31 protein-coding genes are annotated in these 26,505 nt (G+C 62.7%); 23 read left to right on the forward strand and 8 right to left on the reverse strand.

Going from position 1 to position 26,505, the window contains the following annotated elements; translation table 11 throughout:
• Positions 1-20: 20 nt before the first annotated feature.
• The 4 genes from gshB (at position 21) to ptsP (ending at position 4,052) form a co-directional block, all read left to right on the forward strand.
• Positions 21-977 (forward strand): glutathione synthase, encoded by a 957-nt coding sequence (gene gshB / locus NCR93_RS01345; RefSeq protein WP_008351790.1) that lies wholly within the window; start codon positions 21-23, stop codon positions 975-977.
• 297 nt (positions 978-1,274) lie between these two features.
• On the forward strand, positions 1,275-1,763 hold the full coding sequence (locus tag NCR93_RS01350) for a PTS sugar transporter subunit IIA (RefSeq protein WP_008351788.1): 489 nt from the start codon (positions 1,275-1,277) through the stop codon (positions 1,761-1,763).
• 37 nt (positions 1,764-1,800) lie between these two features.
• Positions 1,801-2,070, forward strand: coding sequence for an HPr family phosphocarrier protein (locus NCR93_RS01355; RefSeq protein WP_008351787.1), 270 nt, complete (start codon positions 1,801-1,803; stop codon positions 2,068-2,070).
• A 221-nt stretch (positions 2,071-2,291) separates the two neighbouring features.
• Positions 2,292-4,052 (forward strand): phosphoenolpyruvate--protein phosphotransferase, encoded by a 1,761-nt coding sequence (ptsP, locus tag NCR93_RS01360; protein WP_008351786.1) that lies wholly within the window; start codon positions 2,292-2,294, stop codon positions 4,050-4,052.
• 372 nt (positions 4,053-4,424) lie between these two features.
• On the opposite strand, the gene NCR93_RS01365 is transcribed toward ptsP, so the two are convergent.
• From NCR93_RS01365 to gpmA, 3 genes are all read right to left on the reverse strand, one after another.
• A complete protein-coding gene (locus NCR93_RS01365; RefSeq protein ID WP_250519285.1) occupies positions 4,425-5,195 on the reverse strand; it encodes a HesA/MoeB/ThiF family protein in 771 nt (256 codons plus the stop codon).
• A 102-nt stretch (positions 5,196-5,297) separates the two neighbouring features.
• Positions 5,298-6,881, reverse strand: coding sequence for a S41 family peptidase (locus NCR93_RS01370; RefSeq protein WP_008351783.1), 1,584 nt, complete (start codon positions 6,879-6,881; stop codon positions 5,298-5,300).
• A 247-nt stretch (positions 6,882-7,128) separates the two neighbouring features.
• Positions 7,129-7,875, reverse strand: a complete 747-nt coding sequence (gene gpmA / locus NCR93_RS01375) for a 2,3-diphosphoglycerate-dependent phosphoglycerate mutase (protein WP_008351782.1) — start codon at positions 7,873-7,875, stop codon at positions 7,129-7,131.
• A 182-nt stretch (positions 7,876-8,057) separates the two neighbouring features.
• Here gpmA and NCR93_RS01380 point away from each other — a divergent pair, with 182 nt between their 5' ends.
• The 5 genes from NCR93_RS01380 (at position 8,058) to NCR93_RS01400 (ending at position 10,865) form a co-directional block, all read left to right on the forward strand.
• A complete protein-coding gene (locus tag NCR93_RS01380; RefSeq protein WP_250532136.1) occupies positions 8,058-8,483 on the forward strand; it encodes a rhodanese-like domain-containing protein in 426 nt (141 codons plus the stop codon).
• Positions 8,480-8,740 carry a glutaredoxin 3 gene (grxC, locus tag NCR93_RS01385; protein ID WP_008351780.1) on the forward strand — a complete coding sequence of 87 codons (261 nt, stop codon included), beginning with the start codon at positions 8,480-8,482 and terminating at the stop codon, positions 8,738-8,740. The genes NCR93_RS01380 and grxC overlap by 4 nt, the downstream gene beginning before the upstream one ends.
• Before the next feature lie 70 nt (positions 8,741-8,810).
• Positions 8,811-9,281, forward strand: coding sequence for a protein-export chaperone SecB (secB, locus tag NCR93_RS01390; RefSeq protein WP_008351779.1), 471 nt, complete (start codon positions 8,811-8,813; stop codon positions 9,279-9,281).
• Between the two features lie 27 nt (positions 9,282-9,308).
• Positions 9,309-10,307, forward strand: a complete 999-nt coding sequence (locus NCR93_RS01395; protein WP_250519286.1) for an NAD(P)H-dependent glycerol-3-phosphate dehydrogenase — start codon at positions 9,309-9,311, stop codon at positions 10,305-10,307.
• 12 nt (positions 10,308-10,319) lie between these two features.
• On the forward strand, positions 10,320-10,865 hold the full coding sequence (locus NCR93_RS01400; protein WP_250532137.1) for an O-acetyl-ADP-ribose deacetylase: 546 nt from the start codon (positions 10,320-10,322) through the stop codon (positions 10,863-10,865).
• Here NCR93_RS01400 and trmL read toward each other — a convergent pair.
• Both trmL and NCR93_RS01410 read right to left on the reverse strand, forming a co-directional pair.
• Positions 10,838-11,308 (reverse strand): tRNA (uridine(34)/cytosine(34)/5-carboxymethylaminomethyluridine(34)-2'-O)-methyltransferase TrmL, encoded by a 471-nt coding sequence (gene trmL / locus NCR93_RS01405; RefSeq protein WP_008351775.1) that lies wholly within the window; start codon positions 11,306-11,308, stop codon positions 10,838-10,840. The two genes, NCR93_RS01400 and trmL, sit on opposite strands and share 28 nt — an antisense overlap.
• 22 nt (positions 11,309-11,330) lie before the next feature.
• Positions 11,331-12,116, reverse strand: coding sequence for a ComF family protein (locus tag NCR93_RS01410; protein WP_175979761.1), 786 nt, complete (start codon positions 12,114-12,116; stop codon positions 11,331-11,333).
• Between the two features lie 149 nt (positions 12,117-12,265).
• Here NCR93_RS01410 and NCR93_RS01415 point away from each other — a divergent pair, with 149 nt between their 5' ends.
• The 8 genes from NCR93_RS01415 (at position 12,266) to NCR93_RS01450 (ending at position 19,254) form a co-directional block, all read left to right on the forward strand.
• The gene (locus NCR93_RS01415) at positions 12,266-13,246 is read left to right on the forward strand and encodes a methyltransferase domain-containing protein (protein WP_250519303.1); all 981 of its coding nucleotides are present in this window, start codon (positions 12,266-12,268) and stop codon (positions 13,244-13,246) included.
• A 232-nt stretch (positions 13,247-13,478) separates the two neighbouring features.
• Complete coding sequence (locus NCR93_RS01420; RefSeq protein WP_008351769.1) at positions 13,479-13,952, forward strand: DUF2244 domain-containing protein; 474 nt, start codon at positions 13,479-13,481, stop codon at positions 13,950-13,952.
• A gap of 42 nt (positions 13,953-13,994) precedes the next feature.
• A complete protein-coding gene (gene coxB, locus NCR93_RS01425; protein ID WP_008351767.1) occupies positions 13,995-15,608 on the forward strand; it encodes a cytochrome c oxidase subunit II in 1,614 nt (537 codons plus the stop codon).
• A gap of 97 nt (positions 15,609-15,705) precedes the next feature.
• Complete coding sequence (ctaD, locus tag NCR93_RS01430; protein ID WP_008351764.1) at positions 15,706-17,316, forward strand: cytochrome c oxidase subunit I; 1,611 nt, start codon at positions 15,706-15,708, stop codon at positions 17,314-17,316.
• 63 nt (positions 17,317-17,379) lie between these two features.
• Positions 17,380-17,520, forward strand: coding sequence for a cytochrome oxidase small assembly protein (locus NCR93_RS01435; RefSeq protein ID WP_008351762.1), 141 nt, complete (start codon positions 17,380-17,382; stop codon positions 17,518-17,520).
• 9 nt (positions 17,521-17,529) lie between these two features.
• Positions 17,530-18,102, forward strand: coding sequence for a cytochrome c oxidase assembly protein (locus NCR93_RS01440; RefSeq protein WP_008351760.1), 573 nt, complete (start codon positions 17,530-17,532; stop codon positions 18,100-18,102).
• A gap of 5 nt (positions 18,103-18,107) precedes the next feature.
• Complete coding sequence (locus tag NCR93_RS01445; RefSeq protein WP_008351758.1) at positions 18,108-18,311, forward strand: DUF2970 domain-containing protein; 204 nt, start codon at positions 18,108-18,110, stop codon at positions 18,309-18,311.
• 85 nt (positions 18,312-18,396) lie between these two features.
• Positions 18,397-19,254 carry a cytochrome c oxidase subunit 3 gene (locus NCR93_RS01450; protein ID WP_008351755.1) on the forward strand — a complete coding sequence of 286 codons (858 nt, stop codon included), beginning with the start codon at positions 18,397-18,399 and terminating at the stop codon, positions 19,252-19,254.
• A 206-nt stretch (positions 19,255-19,460) separates the two neighbouring features.
• On the opposite strand, the gene NCR93_RS01455 is transcribed toward NCR93_RS01450, so the two are convergent.
• Positions 19,461-19,670, reverse strand: a complete 210-nt coding sequence (locus NCR93_RS01455) for a twin transmembrane helix small protein (protein ID WP_008351753.1) — start codon at positions 19,668-19,670, stop codon at positions 19,461-19,463.
• Between the two features lie 125 nt (positions 19,671-19,795).
• On the opposite strand from NCR93_RS01455, the gene NCR93_RS01460 reads away from it, so the two are divergent.
• Genes NCR93_RS01460 through NCR93_RS01480 form a run of 5 tightly spaced genes read left to right on the forward strand, consistent with a single transcriptional unit; the run spans position 19,796 to position 23,899 of the window.
• Positions 19,796-20,548: an SURF1 family protein gene (locus NCR93_RS01460; RefSeq protein ID WP_250481447.1), complete on the forward strand. Its 753-nt coding sequence runs from the start codon at positions 19,796-19,798 to the stop codon at positions 20,546-20,548.
• 30 nt (positions 20,549-20,578) lie between these two features.
• Positions 20,579-21,229, forward strand: coding sequence for an SCO family protein (locus NCR93_RS01465; protein ID WP_250481448.1), 651 nt, complete (start codon positions 20,579-20,581; stop codon positions 21,227-21,229).
• Between the two features lie 43 nt (positions 21,230-21,272).
• The gene (locus tag NCR93_RS01470; protein WP_250532138.1) at positions 21,273-22,397 is read left to right on the forward strand and encodes a COX15/CtaA family protein; all 1,125 of its coding nucleotides are present in this window, start codon (positions 21,273-21,275) and stop codon (positions 22,395-22,397) included.
• Between the two features lie 9 nt (positions 22,398-22,406).
• Positions 22,407-23,312 carry a heme o synthase gene (cyoE, locus tag NCR93_RS01475; protein ID WP_008351745.1) on the forward strand — a complete coding sequence of 302 codons (906 nt, stop codon included), beginning with the start codon at positions 22,407-22,409 and terminating at the stop codon, positions 23,310-23,312.
• Positions 23,309-23,899: an SCO family protein gene (locus NCR93_RS01480; protein ID WP_008351744.1), complete on the forward strand. Its 591-nt coding sequence runs from the start codon at positions 23,309-23,311 to the stop codon at positions 23,897-23,899. Before cyoE ends, NCR93_RS01480 begins: the two co-directional genes overlap by 4 nt.
• A gap of 34 nt (positions 23,900-23,933) precedes the next feature.
• Here NCR93_RS01480 and NCR93_RS01485 read toward each other — a convergent pair whose 3' ends face one another.
• A complete protein-coding gene (locus NCR93_RS01485; RefSeq protein WP_034470513.1) occupies positions 23,934-24,233 on the reverse strand; it encodes a YciI family protein in 300 nt (99 codons plus the stop codon).
• A 201-nt stretch (positions 24,234-24,434) separates the two neighbouring features.
• On the opposite strand from NCR93_RS01485, the gene NCR93_RS01490 reads away from it, so the two are divergent.
• The gene (locus NCR93_RS01490; RefSeq protein ID WP_034470515.1) at positions 24,435-25,247 is read left to right on the forward strand and encodes a MetQ/NlpA family ABC transporter substrate-binding protein; all 813 of its coding nucleotides are present in this window, start codon (positions 24,435-24,437) and stop codon (positions 25,245-25,247) included.
• 58 nt (positions 25,248-25,305) lie between these two features.
• Here the strand turns inward: NCR93_RS01490 and NCR93_RS01495 are convergent, their stop codons facing one another.
• Positions 25,306-26,349: a bifunctional helix-turn-helix transcriptional regulator/GNAT family N-acetyltransferase gene (locus NCR93_RS01495; protein ID WP_250532139.1), complete on the reverse strand. Its 1,044-nt coding sequence runs from the start codon at positions 26,347-26,349 to the stop codon at positions 25,306-25,308.
• Positions 26,350-26,505 lie beyond the last annotated feature (156 nt).

Here is a 26,505-nt window from a genome sequence, read left to right on the forward strand (position 1 = left end):
CACCGAACTAGCAAATCGTCATGAACATCCTCTTTATCGCCGACCCGCTCGATCGCTTCAAGATCTACAAGGACACGACCTACGCGATGATGGCCGAAGCCGCGCGGCGCGGCCACGTGCTCTACGCGTGCGAGCCGCAGCATCTCGCGTGGACCGGAACGAAGGTCGAGGCGAGCGCGCGGCGCATCGCGATCGTCGGCGACGAGGCCAACAGTGACCGCTGGCCGTGGTATGCCGCCGAGCAGGCCGAGCATCTGCCGCTCACGCATTTCGACGCCGTGCTGATGCGCAAGGATCCGCCGTTCGATCTGGAATACGTGAACGCGACGTGGCTGCTGGAGATCGCCGAGCGCAACGGCGCGCGCATCTTCAACAAGCCGCAGGCGATCCGCGATCATTCCGAGAAGCTCGCCATCGCGGAATGGCCGCAGTTCGTCACGCCGACGCTCGTCACGCGCGATGCCGCGCGCCTGCGCGCTTTCCACGCCGAGCACGGCGACGTGATCCTGAAGCCGCTCGACGGCATGGGCGGCATGGGCGTGTTCCGCGTGAAGGCGGACGGGATGAATCTCGGCTCGATCGTCGAGATGTTGTCCGAGGACGGCGCGCGCACGGTGATGGCGCAGAAGTTCATCCCCGAAATCAAGGATGGCGACAAGCGCATTCTCGTCATCGGCGGTCAGCCGGTGCCGTATTCGCTGGCGCGCGTTCCGCAGGGCAGCGAAGTGCGCGGCAATCTTGCGGCGGGCGGGCTCGGGCGCGCGCAGCCGCTGTCGGCGCGCGATCGCGAAATCGCCGAGACGCTCGGGCCGGTGCTGCAGGCGCGCGGCCTGCTGCTCGCCGGGCTGGATGCGATCGGCGACTATCTCACCGAAGTCAACGTCACGAGTCCGACGTGCTTTCGCGAAATCATGGATCAGACCGGCTTCGACGTTGCGGGCATGTTTATCGACGCGCTCGAGCGCGCGGCGCACTGAGTCTGCCGGCCAACGAAACGCGCGCGGACAGCGCGCCAAACTCACCTCGGCGGGACTGTTAGAATTGACTTTCCCGCGCCCGCGTTTCTGGGGCGCGATCGCGTCTAAAAGTGCGCTTAAAGTTCGCTTAAGCATCGACGCGCAGGCTTGGGGTAATGAAGCTGGAAGGCGGTTGATTTCGTTGTAACGGCATCCACTTTAGAGTTGTGTTCCGCGCCGCTCGCGCGCTTTCGAGCGAACTCCGACGTATTTGTCCGATTTTTCGTCGTTGATTTGTCGCTGAGGCAATTTCCTGACATGGCTGGCATTCTGATCATCGCGCACGCACCTTTCGCCACCGCGCTACGCGAGTGCATCGCACATATTTACGGTGGCTTGCCGGCGCGCATCGGCGTCATCGACGTGATGCCCGACTGCGATCCGGTCGAAGTTCGCGCGTTCGCGCGCTCCGAAATCGATCGCCTGAAAGAAGAAAACGGCGCGATCGTGCTCACCGACGTGTTCGGCGCGACGCCCGCGAACATCGCGGCGAGCCTGCACGACACCGATGTGCGCGTGCTCGCCGGCTGCAATCTGCCGATGCTCGTGCGCGCCGTCTGCTACCGCGCGACGCCGCTCGACACGCTCGCCGAAAAGATTCTTCAGGGCGGCTCGAAGGGCATCCAGGAACTGGATTCGTCTACGCCGCTCAACCCCTGCGCCCTCGCGACGAAGGCCGCCGGCTCGCCCGATCCGGCATGCTCGGCGAGCGCCGATCTCATCAGCGCGAAGGCCGCCAGCCACTGACGCCGCTCATTTCATCCATCTAGCGCTTCGGAGCATCATGCTGCAACAAGAAACAACAATCGTGAACAAGCTGGGGCTCCACGCACGCGCTTCGGCCAAGCTCACACAACTGGCGGGCAATTTTCAATGCGAGATCTGGATGAGCCGCAACGGGCGCCGGATCAACGCGAAAAGCATCATGGGCGTGATGATGCTGGCGGCGGGCATCGGCAGCACGGTGACGATCGAAACCGAAGGCGCGGACGAAGCCGAAGCGATGCAAGCCATTCTCGCGCTCATCGCCGATAAATTCGGAGAAGGGCAGTAAGCGTTTCGCCGCAGTGTCCGTCAGTGAAAAGCCGCGCATCGACGCGGCTTTTTCGTATCCGCATCACGCTTTCGCGTAACGTCGTGCAACCGTTCCGGCCCTGTCGTCACCGGGTGTTCAGGGACTTGTGAGCACGATCGAACATATAATGGACGCGCGGTTTGTGCCCGTCGAGGGGGCGCCTGGCAGACCGCGACATTCAAAGAACTAGAGGAGGGCGCGTGTCCTTCACGCTGCATGGAATTCCCGTCTCGCGCGGCATCGCCATTGGGCGCGCGTATCTGATCGCGCCGGCGGCGCTCGACGTAGACCACTATCTGATCGAGCCGGATCAGATCGACGCGGAAATCGCCCGATTCCACGCGGCGCAGGCGGCCGTCCTCGCCGAACTCGAAGCGCTGCGCGAAGACCTTTCCGCCGATGCGCCGAGCGAAATGGGCGCGTTCATCAACGTCCATACGATGATCCTGAACGACGCCATGCTCGTGCAGGAAACCATCGACCTGATTCGCACGCGCCGCTACAACGTCGAGTGGGCGCTCACCGAGCAACTGGAAATCCTCGGCGGTTATTTCGACGAGATCGAAGACGAATATCTGCGCGAACGCAAGGCGGATGTCGAGCAGGTCGTCGAGCGTCTTTTGAAAGCGTTGGCCGGCGCGCCGACGGCCGCGTCGCTCGTCGTGCATACGGCCGCCAGCAACGGGCACAACGAAATGATCGTCGTCGCCCACGATATCGCGCCGGCGGACATGCTTCAGTTCAAGACGCAGGCGTTCAAGGGCTTCGTCACCGACCTCGGCGGCCGCACCTCGCATACGGCGATCGTCGCGCGCAGTCTCGGCATTCCGGCGTCCGTCGGCGTGCAGCAGGCGAGCGTGCTGATCCGCCAGAACGATCTCATCATCGTCGACGGCGATCATGGCATCGTGATCGTCGATCCGGCGCCGATCGTTCTCGAAGAGTATTCGTATCGTCAGAGCGAGAAACTGCTGGAACAGCGCAAGCTCCAGCGCCTGAAGTTCTCGCCGACGCAGACGCTCTGCGGTACGAAGATCGAACTGTGCGCGAACATCGAGTTGCCGGAAGACGCGCAAGTCGCCGTCGAAGCGGGCGCGATGGGCGTCGGCCTGTTCCGCACCGAATTCCTCTTCATGAATCACAAGGACCAGTTGCCGGAGGAAGAGGAGCAGTTCGAGGCATACAAGCGCGCCGTCGAGTTGATGAACGGCAAGCCGGTGACGATCCGCACGATCGATGTCGGCGCGGACAAGCCGCTCGATTCCATGACCGGAAGCGATGGCTACGAAACCGCGCCGAATCCCGCGCTGGGCTTGCGCGCGATCCGCTGGAGCCTGTCCGAGCCGCAGATGTTCATCACGCAGTTGCGCGCCATTCTGCGGGCGTCGGCGTTCGGGCCGACCAAGATTCTCATTCCGATGCTCGCGCACGCACAGGAAATCGACCAGACGCTCGATCTGATCCGCGAGGCGAAGCGTCAACTCGACGACGAAGGCGTGGCGTACGACCGTCAGGTTCAGGTCGGCGCGATGATCGAGATTCCGGCGGCGGCCATCGCCGTGCGGCTGTTCCTGAGCCGGCTCGATTTTCTGTCGATCGGCACGAACGATCTGATCCAGTACACGCTCGCGATCGATCGCGCCGATAACAGCGTCGCGCATCTTTACGATCCGCTGCATCCGGCGGTGCTGAACCTGATCGCGTTCACGTTGCGCGAGGCGAAGCGCGCGGGCGTGCCGGTGTCGGTGTGCGGGGAAATGGCGGGCGATCCCGCCGTCACGCGCCTGTTGCTCGGCCTCGGGCTCACCGAGTTTTCGATGCATCCGAGCCAGTTGCTGATCGTGAAGCAGGAAATTCTGCGCTCGAACCTGAAGGCGCTGGAAAAGCCGGTCGCGGATGTGCTTGCGGCCTACGAACCCGCTGAATTGCAGGCCGCGCTCACGGCGTTGCAGAAGGTCTAGGCCAAGCCGTGATCCGCAATCAGTCGATCCACCCGAGCGATGACCTGCTCGGGTGAGATCGCCGAAGTGCATTGAAAGCGGCTTGGCTTGCCGCGCCTGCGCGGACACCACAGAAAATCGCGGTTGTCGAAGTCGCACGTCGTGTCGTTGAAGCAACCAATGCATGCGTGGAAATTGATCACGCGATACGGCGTGCGGAACTCCGTGTGCGGGTGATTCGCGGAAGCGACGGCCGCGCGAACGCGCTTTGCGTGAGCCCGCGTTGCGCGCTCGCCGGCGAAGTGATGGCGCTCAAAGAACGATCCGCCCTGCGATTGAAGAATCGATGAGCTTAAGCGGACCGTCCGGTCGACGGCGTAAGACGCGACCGATTTAGCGCGCTGCTTCGCGGTTTCCGGTGTGCCCGCAGACAGCGCAATCCGGCTGCCGCGCGATTCGCATCGTGTTCCATTCCATGCGCAGCGAGTCGAGCATCATCAGCCGGCCCGCGAGCGTCTCGCCGAAACCGCCGATCACGCGCAGCGCCTCCGCCGCCTGCATCGCACCGATGATGCCGACCGTCGGCGCGAACACGCCCATCGTCGAACACGCGACTTCCTCGAACGGCTGATCCGGCGGGAACACGCACGCGTAGCAGGGCGAATCGGGTGCGCGGAAGTCGAAGGTGCTGATCTGCCCGTCGAAACGCAGCGCCGCGCCCGACACGAGCGGCACGCGATGCGTGACGCAGGCCGCGTTGATCGCGTGACGCGTCGCGAAGTTGTCACTGCAATCGAGCACCACGGTTTTACCGGGCATGTTGATGTCGAGCCACGCGGCGTCGGCGCGCGCGTTCACCGCGATGACGTCGATGTCCGGATTCAGCGCGCTCAACGTCTCGCGTGCCGATTCCACCTTGGGCGCTCCGACCGATCGCGTCATGTGCACGATCTGCCGCTGGAGATTCGTGAGATCGACAGTATCGGCATCGACGAGCGTGATTTTTCCGACACCTGACGCCGCGAGATACATCGCCGCGGGCGCGCCGAGTCCGCCCGCGCCGATGATGACGGCGTGCGCGTCGAGAAAGCGCTGCTGCGCCTCGATGCCGATTTCATCGACGAGGATGTGGCGGGAATAGCGAAGGAGTTGGTCGTCGTTCATCGCGGAAAGAATCGGCTTGCTCGAACGAAGCATTCTAAGCGCGAAAAGAAGAAAGGCTTCGCAACGTTACGCTGCGAAGCCTTTGCGGGGACTACGGAAAAGTTACTTCGACTGCTGCGCGGTAGGCGCCGATGCCGGCTGCGCGCCCGACGCCGGCGCGGAACCCGGCGTGGCCGGCAGCGCAGGCGGTGCAACCACCGGAGCGGACGCCGAACGTGCCGGCTTGTTCTGCGCGAGCTTGCGTTCGCTGTACGACTTGGACTCCACGACCTGCTTGCCTTCCAGCTTGTTCAGACCTTGCTGGAGCATGAAGTCGTCCGCGCTGCCGAACTCGACCGGCTTGCGCTCGCGGTCCTTGCGGCGCTGCTCGGGCGTCTTCTTGTCGTTCTGCTCTTCGAGAATGCGCAGTTGCTCCAGACGATCCGCCTCGCGCTGCTCCTGTTCCTTCTTCTCGTTCGGATCCTGCGTGTTCGCGAGGTGGTTCGAGTAATCGACTTCGCGCGTGACGAGCGCGTCGTCCGGATCGCCGTCCGCGTATTGATCGACCGGCACGTCGGGGCGCACGCCCTGATTCTGGATCGACTTGCCGCTCGGCGTGTAGTAATAGGCCGTCGTCAGGCGCAGGGCGCTGTCGGCGGTCATCGGACGCACGGTCTGCACCGAGCCCTTGCCGAACGTGGTCTTGCCGACGATCAGCGCGCGATGATGATCCTGCAGCGCACCCGCGACGATCTCGGAGGCCGACGCCGAATACGCGTTGGTCAGCACGACCATCGGCACCTTCTTGAAGATTTCCGGCACGCTCTTCAGCGGATCGGAATCGAAGGACGGCAGGCGATAGTTGTCGTAGGTGTCGCGGAAAGTCTGCTTCGCATCCGCGATCTGGCCGTTGGTCGACACGACGACCGCGTTATCCGGCAGGAACGCGCCCGCGACGCCGACCGCGCTTTGCAGCAAGCCGCCGCCGTTGTTGCGCAGATCGAGCACGAGGCCCTTCAGATTCGGTTGCTGGCGCGCGAGATCCTGCAGCTTCGACGCGAGATCCGGCACCGTGCGCTCCTGGAAGCTCGTGATGCGGATGTAGCCGTAGCCCGGCTCCGGCACCTTCATCTTCACCGACTGCACGCGGATCACGGCGCGCGTCACGGTGAGCGGGAACGTGCGGTCGTCGCTCTTGCGGAAGATCGTGAGCGTGACCTTCGTGCCCGGCTCGCCGCGCATCTGCTTCACGGCTTTATCCAGCGTCATGCCGCGCACCGGCTTGTCGTTGATGCGCGTGATGAGGTCGCCCGGACGAATGCCGGCGCGAAACGCTGGCGTGTCTTCGATCGGCGAAATGACCTTGATGAGGCCGTCTTCCGAAGAAATCTCGATGCCGAGGCCCGCGAATCGGCCCTTGGTCTGTTCCTGCAGCTCTTCGTAATCGGTCTTGTCGAGATAGGACGAGTGCGGGTCGAGGCTCGACACCATGCCCTTGATGGCGGCGGTGAGGAGCTTCTTGTCGTCGACCGGTTCGACGTATTCGTGCTTGATCTGACCGAAAACTTCGGCGAAAAGCCGCAATTGTTCGAGCGGCAGAGGCGAGGAAGCAGCTTGCTGTGCGGATGCGGAGATCTGCAGGGTGGCGAGTGCGCCGGCAGCAACGCCAACGGCTACCAGGCCGAAGTTTTTCAGGTTCTTTCGCATAGAGAGTGCGGTCGGAATCGGATGGGCTGCATCGTTGGTGACGGGCCAGTATACCCGCTCGCCTTGATTGGCGACTTAAACGCAACTTAAATGCCTGAGGCTTTCATCCGTTGAAGCGATGGCTCGCGCACGTTTCGACGCGATCCTGTCGATGCCGCTCGCGGTTCGTCAGCCGGGCGCCATGAACGCGGCGAGGGCGCCCGTTATGGCGCCCTCGTCAGGCCAAACACCTGCCGGACAGCCGGAATCAGCCCGCTTTGCCTTGCTTGGCGACAGCGGCCTGCGCGGCCGCGATGGCTTCCGGATCGCCCAGATAGTAGTGCTGGATGGGCTTCAGGTTTTCATCGAGTTCGTACACGAGCGGCACGCCGTTCGGGATGTTCAGCCCGACGATGTCCTGATCGGAGATGTTGTCCAGATACTTGACCAGCGCGCGGATCGAGTTGCCGTGCGCCGAAATCACGACCTGTTTGCCGGACTTGATGGCGGGTGCGATCGATTCGTTCCAGATCGGCAGGACGCGCGCGACCGTGTCTTTCAGGCATTCGGTGAGCGGCAACTGTTCGCGCGGCACCTTCGCGTAACGCGGATCGTTGTACGACGCACGCTCGTCGCCCGGTTCGAGCGCGGGCGGCGGCGTGTCGTAGCTGCGGCGCCAGACGAGCACCTGATCGTCGCCGTACTTCTTCGCGGTTTCTGCTTTGTTCAGGCCCGCGAGCGCGCCGTAGTGGCGTTCGTTCAGGCGCCACGAATGCACAACCGGTATATACATCTGATCCATCTCGTCCTGGACGTGCCACAGCGTGCGGATGGCGCGCTTCAACACCGACGTATACGCGATGTCGAACTGGTAGCCCGCCTCCTTCAGCAGCACGCCTGCCTGGCGCGCCTCACGGTTGCCCTGCTCGGTCAGGTCGACGTCGACCCAGCCGGTGAAGCGGTTTTCCTTGTTCCACGTCGATTCGCCGTGGCGGATGAGCACTAGCTTGTACATGATTTCGGTCGGTCAGTTGGAAAAGCGGTGCGCCGATCGCACCCCGTCATGCTGCCCGAACGGGCGGGGTGTCGCCATCGGCCGGACGGCAGAGGCCATCGCGGGAAACGGTTATTTTATAATGCCCCGATTGCGCCCATTTCCCTTTCTTCCTTTCCTACTAAATTTCGGCGGCCCTCGACGTGAAGTTTTTCACTGATTACACGAATATTGCACTTATCGTCATCGCGCTGGTTTCCGGCGCGCTGCTCCTTTGGCCCGCCGTCACGCGGCGCGGGCGCGGCGGCATTTCGGCCGCCGAAGCCACGACGCTCATCAACCGGCGCAACGCCGTGGTCGTCGATTTGCGGCCCGCCGCGGAATTCGCGAAGGGACATCTGCCGTCTGCACGAAAAATCGAAGCCACGGAGCTTCAAGCAAAAATCGGCCAGATCGCGAAGAATAAGAGCAATCCGGTCGTGCTCGTTTGCCAAACCGGTCAAGAATCGCAGCGTGCGAGCCGCACCGTGTCCGAGGCGGGTTACGCCGAGGTCCACGTTTTGCAAGGCGGAGTGGACGCCTGGCAAAAAGCCGGCATGCCGGTGGTGAAACAAGGAGCAGTCAAGTGAAAAAAGTGGTGATGTACAGCACGGTCGTGTGCCCGTATTGCCAGATGGCCGAACGTCTTTTAAAGTCCCGCGGCGTCGAAACGATCGAGAAGATCCTGATCGATCGCGAGCCGGGCCGGCGCGAGGAAATGATGACGCGCACCGGACGGCGGACCGTGCCGCAGGTGTACATCGGCGAGACGCACGTCGGCGGCTACGACGATCTGTCCGCGCTCGATCGAAAGGGCGGCCTCGTGCCGCTGCTCGAATCGGCCTGACACATGCATACTCGCGGCGCGCGATTCGACACGAACGCGCGCCGCATACCGGATTACCTAGGAAATCAAAATGTCTGACGAGAACAACCAGCCGTTTTTCAACATCCAGCGCATCTATTTGAAGGACATGTCGCTGGAGCAGCCGAATTCGCCGGCTATCTTCCTCGAACAGGAAATGCCGTCGGTCGAAGTCGAAGTCGACGTGAAGGCCGACCGCCTCGCGGAAAGCGTCTTCGAAGTGCTGGTCACGGGCACGGTCACGGCGAAAGTCACCGACAAGGTCGCATTCCTGATCGAAGCCAAGCAGGCAGGCATCTTCGACATCCGCAACATTCCGGCGGAGCAGATCGATCCGCTCGTCGGCATCGCGTGCCCGACCATTCTGTTCCCGTACCTGCGCTCGAACATCGCCGACGCGATCACGCGCGCCGGTTTCCCGCCGATCCACCTCGCGGAGATCAACTTCCAGGCGCTGTACGAGCAGCGTATCGCCCAACTCGCGAGCGCCCAGGAAGGCGCGGCGAACGGCGCGACGCACTGACCTGACTCTGCCGGACCGGAGCCGAGCATGAAAGTAGCCGTTCTCGGCGCCGGCGCATGGGGCACCGCGCTCGCGGGCCACCTCGCGACCCGGCACGACACGAAGCTCTGGGCGCGCGACTCCGCGCTCATCGAATCACTTTCCCGCACGCACGAAAACACGCGCTATCTCGAAGGCGTGACGCTGCCGCACGCGCTCGCATTCGAGACCGATTTCGCCGCGGCGCTCGCGCATGCATCGGCGGATGACGCGCTGTGCGTCGTCGCGACGCCGGTCGCGGGCCTGCGCGCGCTGTGCCGTTCGATGCGCGACGCCGGCGTCGTACCGGCGCATATCGTCTGGCTGTGCAAAGGCTTCGAGGCGGATACGCAGTGTCTGCCCAACGAGGTCGTCGCGGCCGAATTGCCCGAGCATCGCAGCAACGGAACGCTGTCCGGACCGAGCTTCGCGCGCGAAGTGGGACAAGGCTTGCCGGTCGCGCTGACGGTCGCGAGCGCATCGGCGGAACTGGGCGCGCGCACCGTCGCGGCGTTCCATCATGGCGCGATGCGTATTTATACCGGCGACGATGTCATCGGCGTCGAAGTCGGCGGCGCGGTGAAAAACGTGCTCGCAATCGCGACGGGCATTTCCGACGGCCTCGGTCTCGGCCTGAACGCCCGCGCCGCGCTCATCACGCGCGGGCTCGCGGAGATGTCGCGCTTAGGCGTCGCGCTCGGCGGCCGCGCGGAGACTTTCACCGGGCTAACCGGCCTCGGCGATCTCATCCTCACCGCGACGGGCGATCTGTCGCGCAATCGCACTGTCGGCATGCAACTCGCCAGCGGACGCACGCTCGAGGAGATTCTCGCGGCGCTCGGCCATGTCGCGGAAGGCGTGCGATGCGCGCGCGCCGTGCTCGGGCTCGCGCATTCGCGCGGAATCGAGATGCCGATCACGCAGGCGGTATGCCGCGTGCTCTTCGATAACGTGACGCCGCGCGATGCCGTGCAGGCGCTGCTCAGTCGGGACGCAAAAGCAGAGTAATCGGAGGCGTGTGTGCGTAGGCCCAAGCTCGAAGCGCTGAAAGTCGATATCACCACGCTCGAAGTCGATGCCATCGTCAACGCGGCGAACAAATCGCTGCTCGGCGGCGGCGGAGTCGACGGGGCGATTCATCGCAAGGCCGGCAAAGGCCTGCTGCGCGAGTGCGAGACGCTCGGCGGCTGCGAAACCGGCGACGCGAAAATCACGCGCGGCTACGATCTTCCCGCGAAGCACGTCATTCATGCGGTCGGGCCGCGCTGGAGCGGCGGCAAGAAGAACGAGCCCGAATTGCTCGCGAGCTGTTACCGGCGCTCGCTCGAACTCGCTCAGGAAGCGGGCTGCGAGTCGATTGCGTTCCCGGCCATCAGTTGCGGCATCTATCACTTTCCTCACGATGAAGCCGTGAAGATCGCGGTGCGCACGGTCATCGACACCTTGCCTTCCACGCCCGCCGTTCAGCGTGTCGTCTTTGCATGCTTTCAGGACGACATGCTCGCGCTCTATCGAGCCGAACTCGAAGCGGCAAAGGCTCAAGCGCCGCCTTCGAATCCCGCCTGACGCCACGCCTCGAACGTCACGATCGCCACCGTATTCGACAAATTCAGGCTGCGATTACCCGGCCGCATCGGCAGGCGCACGCGCTGTTCCGTCGCAAAGTGCGCCAGCAGTTCGGGCGCGAGGCCGCGCGTCTCCGCGCCGAACACGAACCAGTCGCCCGGCCTGAACGCGTGATCGAAGAACGGCGTCGAGCCGCGCGTCGTGAACGCGAACATGCGCGTGGCGTCGGGTGTTTCCTTCGCGATGAAGGCATCCCAGTCCGCATGCACGTTCATTTCGGCGTACTCGTGATAGTCGAGGCCGGCGCGGCGCATCTTCGCGTCGTCGAGCGGAAAGCCGAGCGGCTCGATCAGATGCAGACGCGCGCCCGTGTTCGCGCACAGGCGGATCACGTTGCCGGTGTTCGGCGGGATTTCAGGTTCGACGAGTACGACGTTGAACATGGATTGCTTCTAATAAAGGTGATTAATCTTTAGGCGTGCGCAGCGCCACGAAATTGCTGACACGCCGCGCGCCGGCGAGCTTCAGCGTGCGAGCAAGCGCGTCGAGCGTCGCGCCCGATGTCATCACATCGTCGACGACGCCGACATGCGTGCCGCGCACATCGCCCGAGACGGCGAACGCGCTCGCGACATTGCGGCGGCGCGTTTCCCGATCGAGCCGCGATTGCGCCGACGTATGCCGGACCCGCGCGATCATCGATGCGTGGGCGGGCACGCGCATCATGCGTGCGAGCGGACGCGCGATGGCCCACGCCTGGTTGTAGCCACGCGCGATGAGCCGTTCGCGCGAGAGAGGCATCGGCACGATCACATCCGGCGCGGGCAGATCGCTGTCCTCGAAACGCGCATGCAGATGCCGCGCGAATGCCTCGCCCGCGGCGAGCCGCGCACGAAACTTCAACTCGACGGCGAGCGTGTCGAGGGGCGCGCGATAGTCGGCGAGCGCGAGCGTGTCGTTGAACGCGGGCGGCGCTTCGAGGCACGCGGCGCAGTGCACGCGCAGGTCTTCGCGCTCGCGTCGCATCGCGGATGCCGCCAACGGCAGCGCGCACGTCGCACAGCGCAAGCGCGGCTCGTTCCAGTACTGCGCGTCGCAACCATCGCACAGCAGTGCTTGCGACAAATTGCCGCATAACGCGCACTGGCTCGGCAGCGCGCACGCGACGAGCCGTTTTGCCGCCGACGCGAATCCGCGAGCGCGTGCCGTGACGGGCGTCCGGAAGGGAAGGCGAATGCTGTCGGCTTTCATGACTGCTGAATCGGAAAAATCGCGGCTCGATGCGCTAAACACGCGCATTCATTGCGCCTCACGAAGCGTTTATGCCTCGTATCAGCACTTCGCATGGGTCGTTTTCGAGACGACCGAGTATACTTCGCACTCTCCGCAAAAAGATCGACATGTCCCCGACATCCCCTAAAACTAGCCGTCCGGCCTATGATCCGCGCCGTTTGCGCGCGATCTTCGACGGTCGCGCCGCCGCCTTCGACGAGGTCGCGTTCCTGCCACGCGAGATCGCGGAGCGCATGCGCGAGCGGCTCGAATACATCAAGGTTGCGCCGATGCGCGTCCTCGATGCGGCGTGCGGCGCCGGGGCGGACCTGGCCGGTTTGCGGAAACGCTTTGCAGAGGCGTCGGTGACCGGCATCGACATCTCGTCCGCGATGCTCTCGCGCGCGCGCGCCGCCGAAGCCACGGACGCGGACAACGGCGCGGGATGGCGCCGCTTTCTTCCTTCGACGCTCGCCAAGGCGTTCGGCGCACGCGGCCCGCAACTCGCGCAGGCGGATTTTTCCGCGCTGCCGTTCGCATCGGGCGCGTTCGAACTATTGTGGTCGAATCTCGCGCTGCACTGGCATGCGCGGCCCGACCTCGTTTTTCCCGAATGGCAGCGCGTGCTCAAGGTGAACGGCTTGCTGATGTTCAGCACGTTCGGCCCCGATACGCTGCGCGAGCTTCGCGCCGCGTATCGCGAAGCGGAGCGGACGCTCGGGCTCGCGCCGCAAGCGCATACGATCGATTTCGTCGACATGCACGATCTCGGCGACATGCTCGTCGAAAGCGGCTTCGAAATTCCGGTGATGGATCAGGAAGTGCTGACGATCACGTACAAATCGCCTGAATCGCTGTTCGCGGACGTGACGCGCTGGGGCGCGTATCCGTTCGAGCGCGCGTTCGACGAAGGCCATGCGGACGCCAAGGCCGTGCGCGGCGCGGTGCATCAGGCGCTCGAAGCGCTGCGCCGCGACGACGGCACGATCCCGCTGACCTTCGAAGTGATCTACGGGCATGCGTGGAAGGCGGTGCCGCGCACGACAGCGGACGGGCACGGCATCGTCCGTCTTGAAGACATTGGACGAGGCTCGAGACCGAAACGCTGAATCGGTAAAGAGCACAGTTGTTATGTCTGAAATTTGCGCAAGAAAAGCGCGCAAAAAGGTGCGTCAAAAAGGCGCAGAAGCTTGTGGCGCTTGGCTTTGCGAGGTTACGACCCTTGCTTGTGGATGCCACCCAAGACGCCTATAATGCGTCAGTTTGTCGCCCGGACCGACACAAATTTGGGCGAAATCCGAGCAAATGTGTGTGATTGCGTGCGGATTGATGGAGGCAGCGATGCAAGCCAGCCAGACGCTGACGGAGTCCGAGCCGGTCATCAAGGACTGGCTGATGAAGCGAAACTGCTCGGTCTCGCCGCGTCAGTTCGTGGGCTTCTATGTGTCGCTTGCGCTGTTTTCGCTGGCAATCGCAACGCCGCTGTTTCTGAACGGCGCCTGGCTGGTGCTGCCGTTCACCGGAATCGAGTTGGCGGTCGTGGGCATCGCGTTTCTGATCTACGCGCGCCATGCGGTCGACTACGAACGGATCCGGCTGTATCAAAACCGGTTGTTGATCGAACAGATGAACGCCGAAGAGCTGACGCAGTTCGAGTTCAATCCGCGTTGGGTGCGGGTCGAAGCGGGCGCGACGCCGAGAGAGCCGCTCACGATCGTATCGCGCGGTCAATCGGTGAAAATCGGACAACACCTTGCACAGCATCGTCGCAAACAATTTGCTGCCGAGTTACAGGCGTCGCTGAGACGTCTATGAGAGGAGCCGGCGGGTGCGATGCCACGGGGGTCGAGGGTTTGAATGGAAAATTTGGGTAAGGATGCTATGAAAACAATCAAGCGAGCCCTCTCGGGCGTGCTGGCGGCAGGCGCACTGCTTTCCGCCGGTGCAGCCCTGGCGGTCGAAAACAGTCCAGGCGGTCCCGCTGTCAACGAGATCAACTTCCAGCAGCCTGTGACGAAGATCGCCGAGGAGCTCTACGGCCTCCATATCTTCATGCTCATCATCTGCACCGTCATCTTCATCGGCGTGTTCGGGGTGATGTTCTATTCGCTCTTCAAGCATCGCAAGTCGAAAGGCTTCAAGCCGGCCAACTTCCACGAAAGCACCACGGTCGAAATCATCTGGACGATCGTGCCGTTCATCATCGTCATTCTGATGGCGCTGCCGGCAACCAAGGCCGTCGTCGCGATGAAGGACACGTCCAACGCCGATCTCACCGTCAAGGTCACGGGCTATCAGTGGAAGTGGGGCTACGACTACGTGAAGGGTCCGGGCGAAGGCATCAGCTTCCTCTCGACGCTCTCCACGCCGCGCAGCGAAGTGAACGGTCAGAAGCCGATCTCGACGCTGTATCTGCAGGAAGTCGACAACCCGCTCGTCGTGCCGGTCGACAAGAAGATCCGCATCATCACGACGGCGAACGATGTCGTTCACTCGTGGTACGTCCCGGCATTCGGCGTGAAGCAGGATGCGATTCCGGGCTTCGTGCGCGACACCTGGTTCAAGGCCGAGAAGGTGGGCACGTATCGCGGATTCTGTACGGAACTGTGCGGCAAGGAGCACGCGTACATGCCGGTGGTCGTCGAAGTGCTGTCGGCCGATGACTACGCAAAGTGGGTCGATGGGCAAAAGAAGAAGATGGCCGCCGGCCAGGACGATCCGCTCAAGACGTACACGAAGGACGAACTGATGGCGCGCGGCCAGCAGGTTTACACGTCGAACTGCGCGGTCTGCCACCAGCCGACCGGCAAGGGCGCGGGCCAGTTCCCGGCGCTCGACGGCTCGAAGATCGCGAACGGTTCCATCGCCGAGCATCTGAATATCGTGCTGCACGGCAAGGCCGCGATGCCGCCGTGGCAAGGTGTGTTGAACGACGTCGAGATCGCGTCGGTCGTCACGTTCGAGCGTAATAGCTGGAGCAACCACACCGGCGATCTGCTGCAACCGAAGCAGGTCATCGATGCCAAGGCGGGCAAGATGCCCGAAGGCGGCGGCAATGCGGCGGCGGCATCGGCGCCGGAAGCGGCGAGTGCCGCGCCCGCGGCGGCCGAAGCGAGCGCGCCGGCTGCATCGGGTGCGCAGGCGTCGCAAGCCGCCGGTCTGCCCGCCAGCATCTATTTCGAGACGGGCAAGGATTCGCTGCCCGCCGACGCGAAGAGTGCGGTGGACGCCGCGGCGGCCTACGCAAAGGCGCATCCGGACGCGAAGATCGCGTTGTCGGGATTCACCGATGCGACCGGCAACGCCGACCAGAACGCCGATCTCGCCAAGCGCCGCGCGCAAGCCGTGCGCGACGCGCTGAAGGCAGCGGGCGTGTCGGAAGACCGCATCGTGTTGAAGAAACCGGAAACCATCACGGGCGGCGCCGATAACAAGGAAGCCCGTCGCGTGGAAATCAGTCCGGCTGCTTGACGTGCCGAGCGTGGCGCTTTCCTTCGCCGGACGGCAACGGAAAGTCCCACGCGTCATTGCCAAGTGCCCCGAGTATTCGCTTTAGGAGATGATTGTCATGTCTAGCATCGGACACGATGTAGGCGCAGGTCACGACCACGCGCACGACCATGCGCACGAGACGCCGCATGGCTGGCGCCGGTGGCTCTTCGCTACCAACCACAAGGACATCGGTACGCTGTACCTGTTGTTCTCCTTCATCATGTTCCTCTCCGGAGGCGTGATGGCGCTCGGCATCCGTGCCGAGCTGTTCGAGCCGGGCCTGCAGATCATGCGTCCCGAGTTCTTCAATCAGCTGACCACCATGCACGGCCTCATCATGGTGTTCGGCGCGATCATGCCGGCGTTCGTCGGTTTCGCGAACTGGATGGTGCCGCTGCAGATCGGCGCATCGGACATGGCGTTCGCGCGGATGAACAACTTCAGCTTCTGGCTGCTGCCGGCCGCCGCGGTGCTGCTCGTCGGCTCGTTCTTCGTGCCGGGCGGCGCAACCGCCGCGGGCTGGACGCTGTACGCGCCGCTCTCCACGCAAATGGGCCCCGGCATGGACTTCGCGATTTTCGCGGTCCACATCATGGGCGCGTCGTCGATCATGGGCGGCATCAACATCGTCGTGACGATTTTGAACATGCGCGCGCCGGGCATGACGCTCATGAAGATGCCGATGTTCGCGTGGACGTGGCTCATCACCGCGTACCTGCTGATCGCCGTGATGCCGGTCCTGGCGGGCGCGATCACGATGGTGCTGTTCGACCGTCACTTCGGCACGTCGTTCTTCAACGCGGCGGGCGGCGGCGATCCGGTGATGTACCAGCACATCTTCTGGTTCTTCGGTCACCCCGAGGTGTACATCATGATCTTGCCGGCGTTCGGGATCGTGTCGCAGGTGATTCCGGCGTTCTCGCGCAAGCCGCTGTTCGGCTATAGCTCGATGGTGTACGCGACGGCATCGATCGCGATCCTGTCGTTCATGGTGTGGGCGCACCACATGTTCGCGACCGGCATGCCGGTGACGGGCCAGCTCTTCTTCATGTACGCGACGATGCTGATCGCGGTCCCGACGGGCGTGAAGGTGTTCAACTGGGTGGCGACGATGTGGCGCGGCGCGCTGTCGTTCGAAACCCCGATGCTGTTCGCGATCGGCTTCCTGTTTGTGTTCACGATGGGCGGCTTCACGGGCCTGATCCTGTCGATGGCGCCGCTCGACATCCAGATGCACGGCACCTATTACGTCGTGGCGCACTTCCACTACGTGCTGGTGGCGGGTTCGCTCTTCGCGTTGTTCGCAGGCTGGTACTACTGGGCGCCGAAGTGGACCGGCTGGATGTACAACGAGATGCGCGGGAAGATCCACTTCTGGGCGTCGATGATCTTCTTCAACATCACGTTCTTCCCGATGCACTTCCTGGGTCTCGCCGGCATGCCGCGCCGTTATGCGGACTACCCGGCGCAGTTCACGGACTTCAACCAGGTCGCGACGATCGGCGCATTCGGCTTCGGCCTCGCACAGGTGTACTTCCTGTTCGCGGTCGCGCTGCCGACGTATCGTGGCGGCGGCGAGCTGGAGAAGGCATCCGACAAGCCGTGGGATGGCGCGGAAGGCCTCGAATGGACCGTGCCGAGCCCGGCGCCGTTCCATACATTTGAAAATCCGCCGACGGTCGAATAAATAGCATCGAGGTTTGCAAGGCTTCCGCCACGGAAGTCTTGCAGCCGGCAAGCAAGAGAAAGCATGGCCCCGAATCCACAAAAAAGACGCACGCCCGAGGAAATACGCGCGGGTAACAAGCGGCTCGGAATCATCATGGTGTTGGTTGCCGCCGTCTTCTTTCTGGGTATCGTCGTCAGGCAATACCTGTTGTCGCGAGGGTAGGAAAGCAACGTGTCCACTCAGCAGGAAAATTCGCATGTCGACCGGTCGTTCAACCGGTCGATGCTGGTCAAGCTCTTCGTCGTCGCCGCGCTGATGTTCGGCTTCGGCTTTGCACTCGTGCCGATGTACCGCGCGATCTGCCAGATCACCGGCATCAACAACCTCGTGCAGAAGGACGTCGGCGCGCGCGAGGCGAAGAACACGCAAGTGGACATGAGCCGCTCGATCTCGATCGAATTCGATGCGAACGCGCGCGGCCCGCTGAAGTTCAAGCCGGAGCAGAACTCGCTGGACATCCATCCCGGCGAAGTGATGACGGTCATGTACGACGTGACCAACGAACAGAATCGCACGGTGAACGCGCAGGCGATTCCGAGCTATGCGCCGAAGCAGGCCACCGAGTATTTCAAGAAGATCGAATGCTTCTGTTTCACGCAGCAGACGCTCGCGCCGAACGAGACCAAGCGCATGCCGGTCGTGTTCGTCGTCGATCCGAAGCTGCCGAAGGATGTGAAGACGATCACGCTGTCGTACACGTTCTTCGAGCTGAACACGCCGAAGTCGGTGGCGAAGGGCTCGTGACGGCCATGAGCGCGGATACGCCGAAAAAGGGCGGTTTCTTCAAGCTCATCAAGGCGGTGTGCTGGTCGTTTTTCGGCGTGCGCCGCCGGGCCGACCTGGAGAGCGACGCCGCGCAGTTGAATCCGCTGCATCTGATCGCGGCGGGCATCATCGGGGCGGTGCTGTTCATCGTCGTGTTGTTGCTGATCGTGCGCGCGGTAGTGGGATAGACGGAAAACGCCGGGCGTCGCGCGAAGCGCTGCTGCCGGCGGCAAAAGAAAATTCAAGCAACTGGATCGAAGTGGAGAATCAACAATGAGCGGTCAAAACGAGAGCCCGTACTATTTCGTGCCGCATCCGTCGCGGCATCCGGTGATGGCTGCAACTGGCTTGCTGATCATGCTCGCCTCGCTGGCGTCGTGGGTGAACGGCCATAGCTTCGGGCCCGCCGGCACGTTTATCGGCTTGCTGTTCGTGCTGTTCGTGCTGTGGCACTGGTTCGGCGACGCCATCTCCGAATCCGAAGGCGGCATGTACGGCAAGCGTGTCGATGTGTCGTACCGCTGGAGCATGAGCTGGTTCATCTTCTCCGAAGTGATGTTCTTCGCGGCGTTCTTCGGCGCGCTGTTCTACGCGCGCGCCATCGCGATGCACGAACTCGGCAGCCTCGACTACAAGCTGATCTGGCCGGACTTCACCGCCGTGTGGCCGAACAACGGCCCCGCCGCGCTCGTGCCGCATTTCCGCGCGATGGTGCCGTGGCCCCTGCCGACCATCAACACGGCGCTTCTGCTGTCTTCCGGCGCGACGCTGACGGTGGCGCACCACGCGCTGCGCGAAGATCATCGCAAGAAGGCGATCATCTGGCTGGGCGCGACTGTTCTGCTCGGTATCATCTTCCTGTTCTGCCAGGGCTACGAGTATTTCCACGCGTACAACGAACTCAACCTGACGCTCAACTCCGGCGTGTACGGCTCGACGTTCTTCCTGCTGACGGGCTTCCACGGTTTCCACGTGTTCCTCGGCGGCACGATGCTGGCAGTGGTGATGTTCCGGCTGATTCGCGGTCACTTCACGGCGGAGCACCACTTCGCGTTCGAGGGCGCCGCGTGGTACTGGCACTTCGTCGACGTCGTGTGGCTGGGTCTGTACGTCGTCGTCTACTGGCTGTAAGGAATATCGACGCGGGCGCGCGCGATGCGCCGTCGGCGATGCAAGGCCGGCGGCGACGCCGGTCCGAGAGCATAGAAGCAGTGATCAACACGCCGCCCTCGATGTCTCAAGGGGCGGCGTTGTCGTTTGAAGAGGCGGTGCGTTTTAGCGCCGCGCGCGACAATTCGCCTCGCGGGGCGAGGCGCGCGTTGCGCGTATCGTCGCGATCAGCGTCCGATGGGAACGCCCGACGTTTGAATCCAGCCCATCCAGTGAGCGAACAGGATGAAAAGGAAGAGCGAGATGGATAGCCCGACGCGCGCGGCGAGCGACCACACCATCCGCTTCGTCCTGCCCCGGTCGGTCATCATGAAATAGAGCGCCGAGCCGAGGCTGCCGATGATAAGGATGAATGCGATAGCAACGAAGATGTGCATGAAACCAGCCAGCGATTTTGCTCAGGAACGACGGTGAGCAGTATGAATTTGGACTATCTCATTATCTCACTCGACGGAACCCGGCGTGTAGCGGCCGGCCGGATGCCGACGGTTAGGCGTTCGGCATGAAGATCCGGTTCTGGCCCGCGCTCCTGATTCTGATCGTCGTCGCGATCACGGTGCGCCTCGGCTTCTGGCAGCGCGACCGCGCGCATCAGAAGGAAGCGCTCAACGCGCAGATCGTCGCGTTCGAGAATGCGCCCGCGCGCGAAGTCGGCGTCGAGCCGATGCCGCTCAAGTCGATCGAGTTCCATCGCGTGGAGGCGCGCGGCGAGTTCATGCCGGAGCGCGTCGTGTATCTGGACAATCGTCCCTATAACGACCAGCCAGGCTTTTATGTCGTGATGCCGCTTAAACTCGAGGGCGGCGGCTATGTGCTCGTCAATCGCGGATGGCTGCCGCGCAACATGGCGGACCGCACGGGCATCGAGCCGTATGAGACGCCGAAAGGCGTGGTCGAGGTGAAGGGGATCGCGCGCGCGAATGCGTCGCAGGCGTTCGAACTGGGCAGCGGCGGATCGGCTGCGCACAAGGAGATCCGCCAGAACCTGGACATCAGATCGTACGCGGCCGAAACCGGGCTGGCGTTTCAGCCGTTCGTGATTCAGCAGACGAACGATACCGGCGACAGGCTCGTGCGCGACTGGCCCGCGCCGACGCTCGGCGTCGAGCGCAATTACGGCTACATGTTCCAGTGGTGGGGCATGGCGGCGGCGGCCATCGGGTTTGGCCTGTACGCCGCGCGCCGCGCCGCGAAGAAGCGCGATGCAACCGACATAGGCAGCGAATCCGACGATGAAGCCGAGCATCACGCCTGAACACTGACGAACAGAGACACATTTTCACCGATGCAATCACAACGCTCCGCTGCCACCGACAAGACACGCACGCAGCAAGGAAACGCGAAGAAAGGCTCCTGGATCAGCGGCCGCTGGATGCTTTTGCTGCTCGCGCTCGTGTGCGCGGCGCCGGTGATCGCGTCGTATCTGATGTACTACGTGTTCAAGCCCGCGGGCGGCACATCGAGCTACGGCACGCTGATCGATCCGCAGCGCCCGATTCCGGCGCAGCTCGTCGTCACCGATGAAAAAGGGCAGACCCTGCCGTTCAAGTCGCTCGAAGGCAAATGGCTGATGATCACCGTCAACGGCAGCGACTGCGACGAGCAATGCGCGACGCGCCTCTATTTCATGCGGCAAGTGCGCGTGTTGCAGAACGCCGAGCGCGAGCGCGTCGTGAACGTGTGGCTGCGCACCGATGACAAGCCGGTCGCCGACGTCATCAAGTCCGCGTATCCGCAGCCGGACACGCGCATGCTCGTCGCCGACGAGAAGTCGATCGCGGCGTGGCTGCCGGTGAATGACGGCACAAAGCTCACGGATCACATCTTTCTCGTCGATCCGAACGGCAATCTGATGATGCGCTTCCCGAAAAATCCCGATCCGAAGAAGATCAACGGGGATGTGGCAAAGCTCCTGAAGTGGTCGCGCATCGGCTAAAGCGCGGCTAAAACGCGGCTAATACGCGGTTTGAAGGTTAAACATGAGTTATGTATTGCAACTGGGCCTGATCGGCATCTGCATCGCGCTGCTGCCGCTCTCGTACGTATGGGTGAAGGCCGATGACGACAAGTTCAGGAAACTCGTCTGGCTGACCACTTTCCTGACGCTCGATCTCATCATGTTCGGCGGCTTCACGCGTCTGACCGATTCCGGCCTCGGCTGCCCGGACTGGCCCGGCTGCTACGGCACGTCGTCGCCGTTCGTCGCCCATGCGCAGATTTCAGCCGCGTATCAGGCGATGCCGACCGGTCCCGTCAGCATGGTGAAGGCGTGGATCGAGATGCTGCATCGCTATTTCGCAATGGCGATCGGCGTGCTCATCATCGCGCAGGTGATCATCGCGTGGACGGCGCGCATCAAGAAGCGTCCGCTGCACGTGTCGCCGTGGTGGCCGACGGGCATTCTGCTGCTTATCCTGCTGCAAGGCGCGTTCGGCGCGTGGACCGTCACACTGAAGCTGCAACCGGTGATCGTCACGACGCACCTGCTGCTCGGACTCGCGCTGCTCGGCGTGCTCGGCTGGCTGGCGGCGCGCATGACGCCGATTCCATCGCTCGACTCGGTTTCGAATGCCGCCGCCGCGCGCTGGATGCCGGCCGCGGCATTCGGCTTGCTGGTGCTCGTCGTGCAGATCGCGCTCGGCGGCTGGGTCAGCACGAATTACGCGGTGCTCGCGTGCACGGACTTTCCGCTGTGCAACGGCCAGTGGGTTCCGCCAATGAATTTTGAGCACGGCTTTCATCTCTGGCGCGCGCTCGGCATGACCGGCGACGGTGACGTGATCTCGCAGGACGCGTTGGTGGCGATTCACTGGACGCATCGCACGTTCGCGGTCGTCGTCGTGATTTATCTGCTGTGGCTCGCGCTGAGACTGCGACGTTTCGAATCGCTGCGAAAGCCCGCAAACGGCGTATTGTTGATGATCGTCCTTCAGTTCCTGACGGGCATGTCGAACATCGTGCTGCAGTGGCCGTTGCCGGTCGCGGTGGCGCACAACGGCGGAGCCGCGATCCTGTTGCTGCTACTCGTTATGCTAAACTTTCGAATCTCTTCCAGCCGTCCCGGCCGCGCCGCAGTTCCCGCGCGCGACGTCGTTTCAGCGTGACTCCACATCATGGATAGCACGACACTCAACTCCCCACTCGGCAGCCGCGCATCGCAGTATCTCGCGCTGACCAAGCCGCGCGTCACGCAGCTCGCCGTTTTCTGTGCCGTCATCGGCATGTTTCTGTCCACGCCCGGCATGGTGCCGTGGGACAAGCTGATCGGCGGCGCCGTCGGCATCTGGTTGCTGGCCGGCGCGGCATTTGCAATCAATTGTCTCGTCGAGCAAAAAGTCGATGCAAAAATGCGCCGCACCGCGTGGCGACCGTCCGCGCGCGGCCAGATCACGTCCACGCAGATTTTGACGTTCTCAGCATTGCTCGGCGGCATCGGCATGTGGACGCTCTACACGTTCACCAATCCGCTCACGATGTGGCTCACCATTGCCACGTTCGTCGGCTACGCGGTCATCTACACGCTGCTGCTCAAGCCTTACACGCCGCAGAACATCGTGATCGGCGGTGCGTCGGGCGCAATGCCGCCGGCGCTCGGCTGGGCCGCGGTCACGGGACACGTGCCCGGCGACGCATGGATTCTCGTGCTGATCATCTTCGTGTGGACGCCGCCGCATTTCTGGGCGCTCGCGCTGTATCGCCGCAAGGATTACGAGAACGCCGGCCTGCCGATGTTGCCGATCACCCACGGCGAGAAGTACACGCTGCTCAACATCTTCCTCTACACGCTCGTGCTGTTCGCCGTGACGCTGATGCCGTATATCTCCGGCATGAGCGGCGTCGTGTATCTGGCGAGCGCGATCGCACTCGGCGCGGGTTTCATCGGCTACGCGTGGAAGATGTATCGCGACTATTCCGATGCGCTCGCGCGCAAGACCTTCCGCTATTCGATCGTGTACCTGTCGCTGCTGTTCGGCGCGCTGCTCGTCGATCACTACGTGCGTACGGTGATCGGCGCATGACGGCCATTCTTCGTCGCATCTTCGCGCTGCTGTTTTTCGCGGCGCTGCTTTCGGCGTGCGAGAAAGCCCCGGATTTCAAGAATCTCGACATCACCGGGAACAAGCAATTCGGCAGCGATTTCGCCTTGCCCGATACGCACGGCAAGACGCGCACGCTCGCGGACTTCAAGGGCAAGGCCGTGGTGCTGTTCTTCGGCTATACGCATTGCCCCGACGTGTGCCCGACGACGCTCGCCGAGCTCTCCCAAGCGATGCAGCAACTCGGCGACAAAGCGAAAGACGTGCAGGTGCTGATGGTCACCGTCGACCCGGCGCGCGACACGCCCGATCTGCTCGGTCAGTACGTGGCGGCGTTCAACTCGTCGTATGTCGGTCTGCGGCCCGCCGACGATGCGCAACTCGCGAAGCTCGCCAAGGACTTCCGCGTCTACTATGCGAAGTCGCAGGGCAAGACGCCCGACGACTACACGATGGATCACACCGCCGCGAGCTACGTGTTCGACAAGGACGGCAAGCTGCGTCTCTTCGCGCGCGACGGGCAGGGCGTCGAGCCGTGGGTTCACGACCTGAAGATCTTGATCGACTGATCGCGAAAGTGGCCCGAACGGGCCACTTCTTTTATCAGCCGTCCAGCGACGGCTCAGGCAGATTCAGACCCGGCGCGAGCCGCGTCGCCTTGAATTCGATGATGTCGTAGTGCGCGAGCCCTTGCTGCGCGAACGGATCCTCCGCGACGATCGCATCTAGCCGATCGCGCTCGATGCCTGACGCCACGATGACGCCGCCATCCCGCGGCACCTTCGGTCCCGCCATCACGAAGACGCCCGCCGCGAAATAGCGCTCGAGATAGGCGCGATGCGCGTCGAGCGCGTCGTCGATCTCGGCAAGCGCGCCTGTGTAGCGAAGATTGATGACGTACATGGTGAGATGCGCCTCCGGCTCGCGAGATTTGTGATGTTCTGTTGTCGATTCTAGCCGTACCCCGTGGCAGCGGATATTCACATGAGCAATCTGTATTTCACGTCGCACCAATGCTGTGCGAACATCCGTCACCCGGTCTGATCATCGATCGGAGACGAATCAGGCAATCCAGCAAGCACGCATCATCGAAACAGGAACACCATGCAGCGCAGAAATTTGCTTAAAGCCATTACCGCAGTCGCGGCCTCCGCCGCGTTGTTCACGAGCCTCGCCGCTCACGCCGACGACAAGGTGATCAAGGTCGGCACCATCAGCGGCCCGGACGCGCAAATCTGGCAAGTCGTGCAGAAGGTCGCGAAGCGCGAAGGGCTCAACGTGAAAGTGATCGAGTTCAACGACTACGTGCAGCCGAACGCAGCGCTCGACGCCGGCGATCTCGACGCAAACAGTTTCCAGCATCAGCCGTATCTCGACAGTCAGATCAAGCAGCGCGGCTACAAGATCGTCAACGCGGGGCTGACGTATATCTCGCCGCTCGGGGTCTATTCGAAGAAACTGAAGTCGCTGAAGGATCTGCAGCAAGGCGCGAAGGTCGCGGTGCCGAACGATCCGTCGAACGAGAATCGCGCGCTGTTGCTGCTGCAAGCGCAAGGCGTCATCAAGCTGAAGGCGGGCGCGGGCGCGAACGGCAACAACGCGACGGCGCTCGACGTGGCGGAGAATCCGAAGAAGATCAAGCTCGTCGAACTCGACGCCGCGCAATTGCCGCGCACGCTCGCCGACGTCGATGCCGCCGCGATCAACACGAACTTCGCGCTTGCCGCGGGCCTGCAGCCGACGAAGGACGCAATCGCGCTCGAAGACGTGCATAGCCCGTACGCGAACCTGATCGCGGTGCGCGCGAAGGACAAGGATCAGCCGTGGGTGAAGAAGCTGGTTGCGGCTTACCAGTCGGAAGATGTCCGCCAGTTCCTGAAGAGCGAGTTCAAAGGCTCGGTCGTGCCTTCGTTCTGAATGTCATCGCTTGATTTTCGAAACGGCGTTCTGCGGGACGCCGTTTTCCTTGGCGCAATCAGTCGACGCAAATCTGCTGCAACTGCCGCTGCCAAAGAATGCCCGTGCTCCCCTCCTGCACCGGCGTGAAACCGGTTCGCATGAAGAGTCCGCAGAAATCTTCGTAGGGCTCGTCCAGCCGGCAGATCACCTGTTCGTAGCGAGCGCCGTGCGCGAAGTTCGTGCACGCCGCGACGAGCCGCTCGCCGAGTCCGCGACGCCGCGCGCCCGGTTCGACGAACAACATGTCGATGCGTGCGCGGCTTTCGGAGTCCGCGGTAAGTATCGCGGCACCGACGCGCGTCGCGTTGTTCTGCTCCGCCACCCAACACGCGATGCGCGGGGTGTTCGCCTGCATCTCCGCGAGAAAGTTCGCGACCATGTTCGCCGCCCATGCCTCGCTGACCAGCTTCGGCCGCTCGCCGCTATATAGATGCGCCTGGCGCTCGATCATCCAGCCGAAGTCTCCGGCGCGCGGGCCGCGCAGTCGCGTTTCTCCTTCGGCGTTCGGCGGCGAGAGCAGACGCTCGACGTCCGCCATTGCCGTGCAGAGCTGATCGATTTCGGCAGCGGTCAGCCGCTTGAGCAGCGCGGCGGCCTCGGCCGATACGTGCAGATCGATCTCATCGACCTGGGCTTTCGCTTCGGGCGTGATATGAAGCAGATGCGCTCTGCCGTCCGATTCGTTCTTTCGCCGTACCACGAGGCCGTTCTTCTGGAAATTGTTGATCAGGCGACTGAGATAGCCCGTATCAAGTCCAAGGTTGCGCGATAAATCGGCCGCCGTGGCAGCCCGGTCCTGCGCCAACTCATGCAGGATGCGAACTTCAGTTAACGAAAAGCAGCTTTTATGGAGCCGCTCGTGGAGTGCGCCGGTATGGCGTGCATAAAAACGGTTGAAACGGCGCACCGCGTCGACGGCCCGGCTCGGATCGGAACTGCCCATCGCTCTAGTCTCTCGTTTTGTTGAAATTAATTGTGAATCCGAATTAATACATGCATTGTGCCAAAGAAGAACGACCGTGCGAATACGAAAATGCCCGAAAAATGGGTTATCAGGCAATTAAGGAACCAATTCGGCAAGTGGACTACGTGTACGGGTAAGTCCCAATAGCAGATATGTTCCGAATCGAGCCGCTAAACATTTTTTAACTCATTGATTTAGCGAGAAATTTGACGTTCGTCCTGAGACGCCGCTTTAGCGTTGACTGGTATTATG

Source organism: Caballeronia sp. ATUFL_F1_KS39 (genome assembly GCF_023630985.1).
GTDB classification, from domain to species: Bacteria; Pseudomonadota; Gammaproteobacteria; order Burkholderiales; family Burkholderiaceae; genus Caballeronia; species Caballeronia zhejiangensis.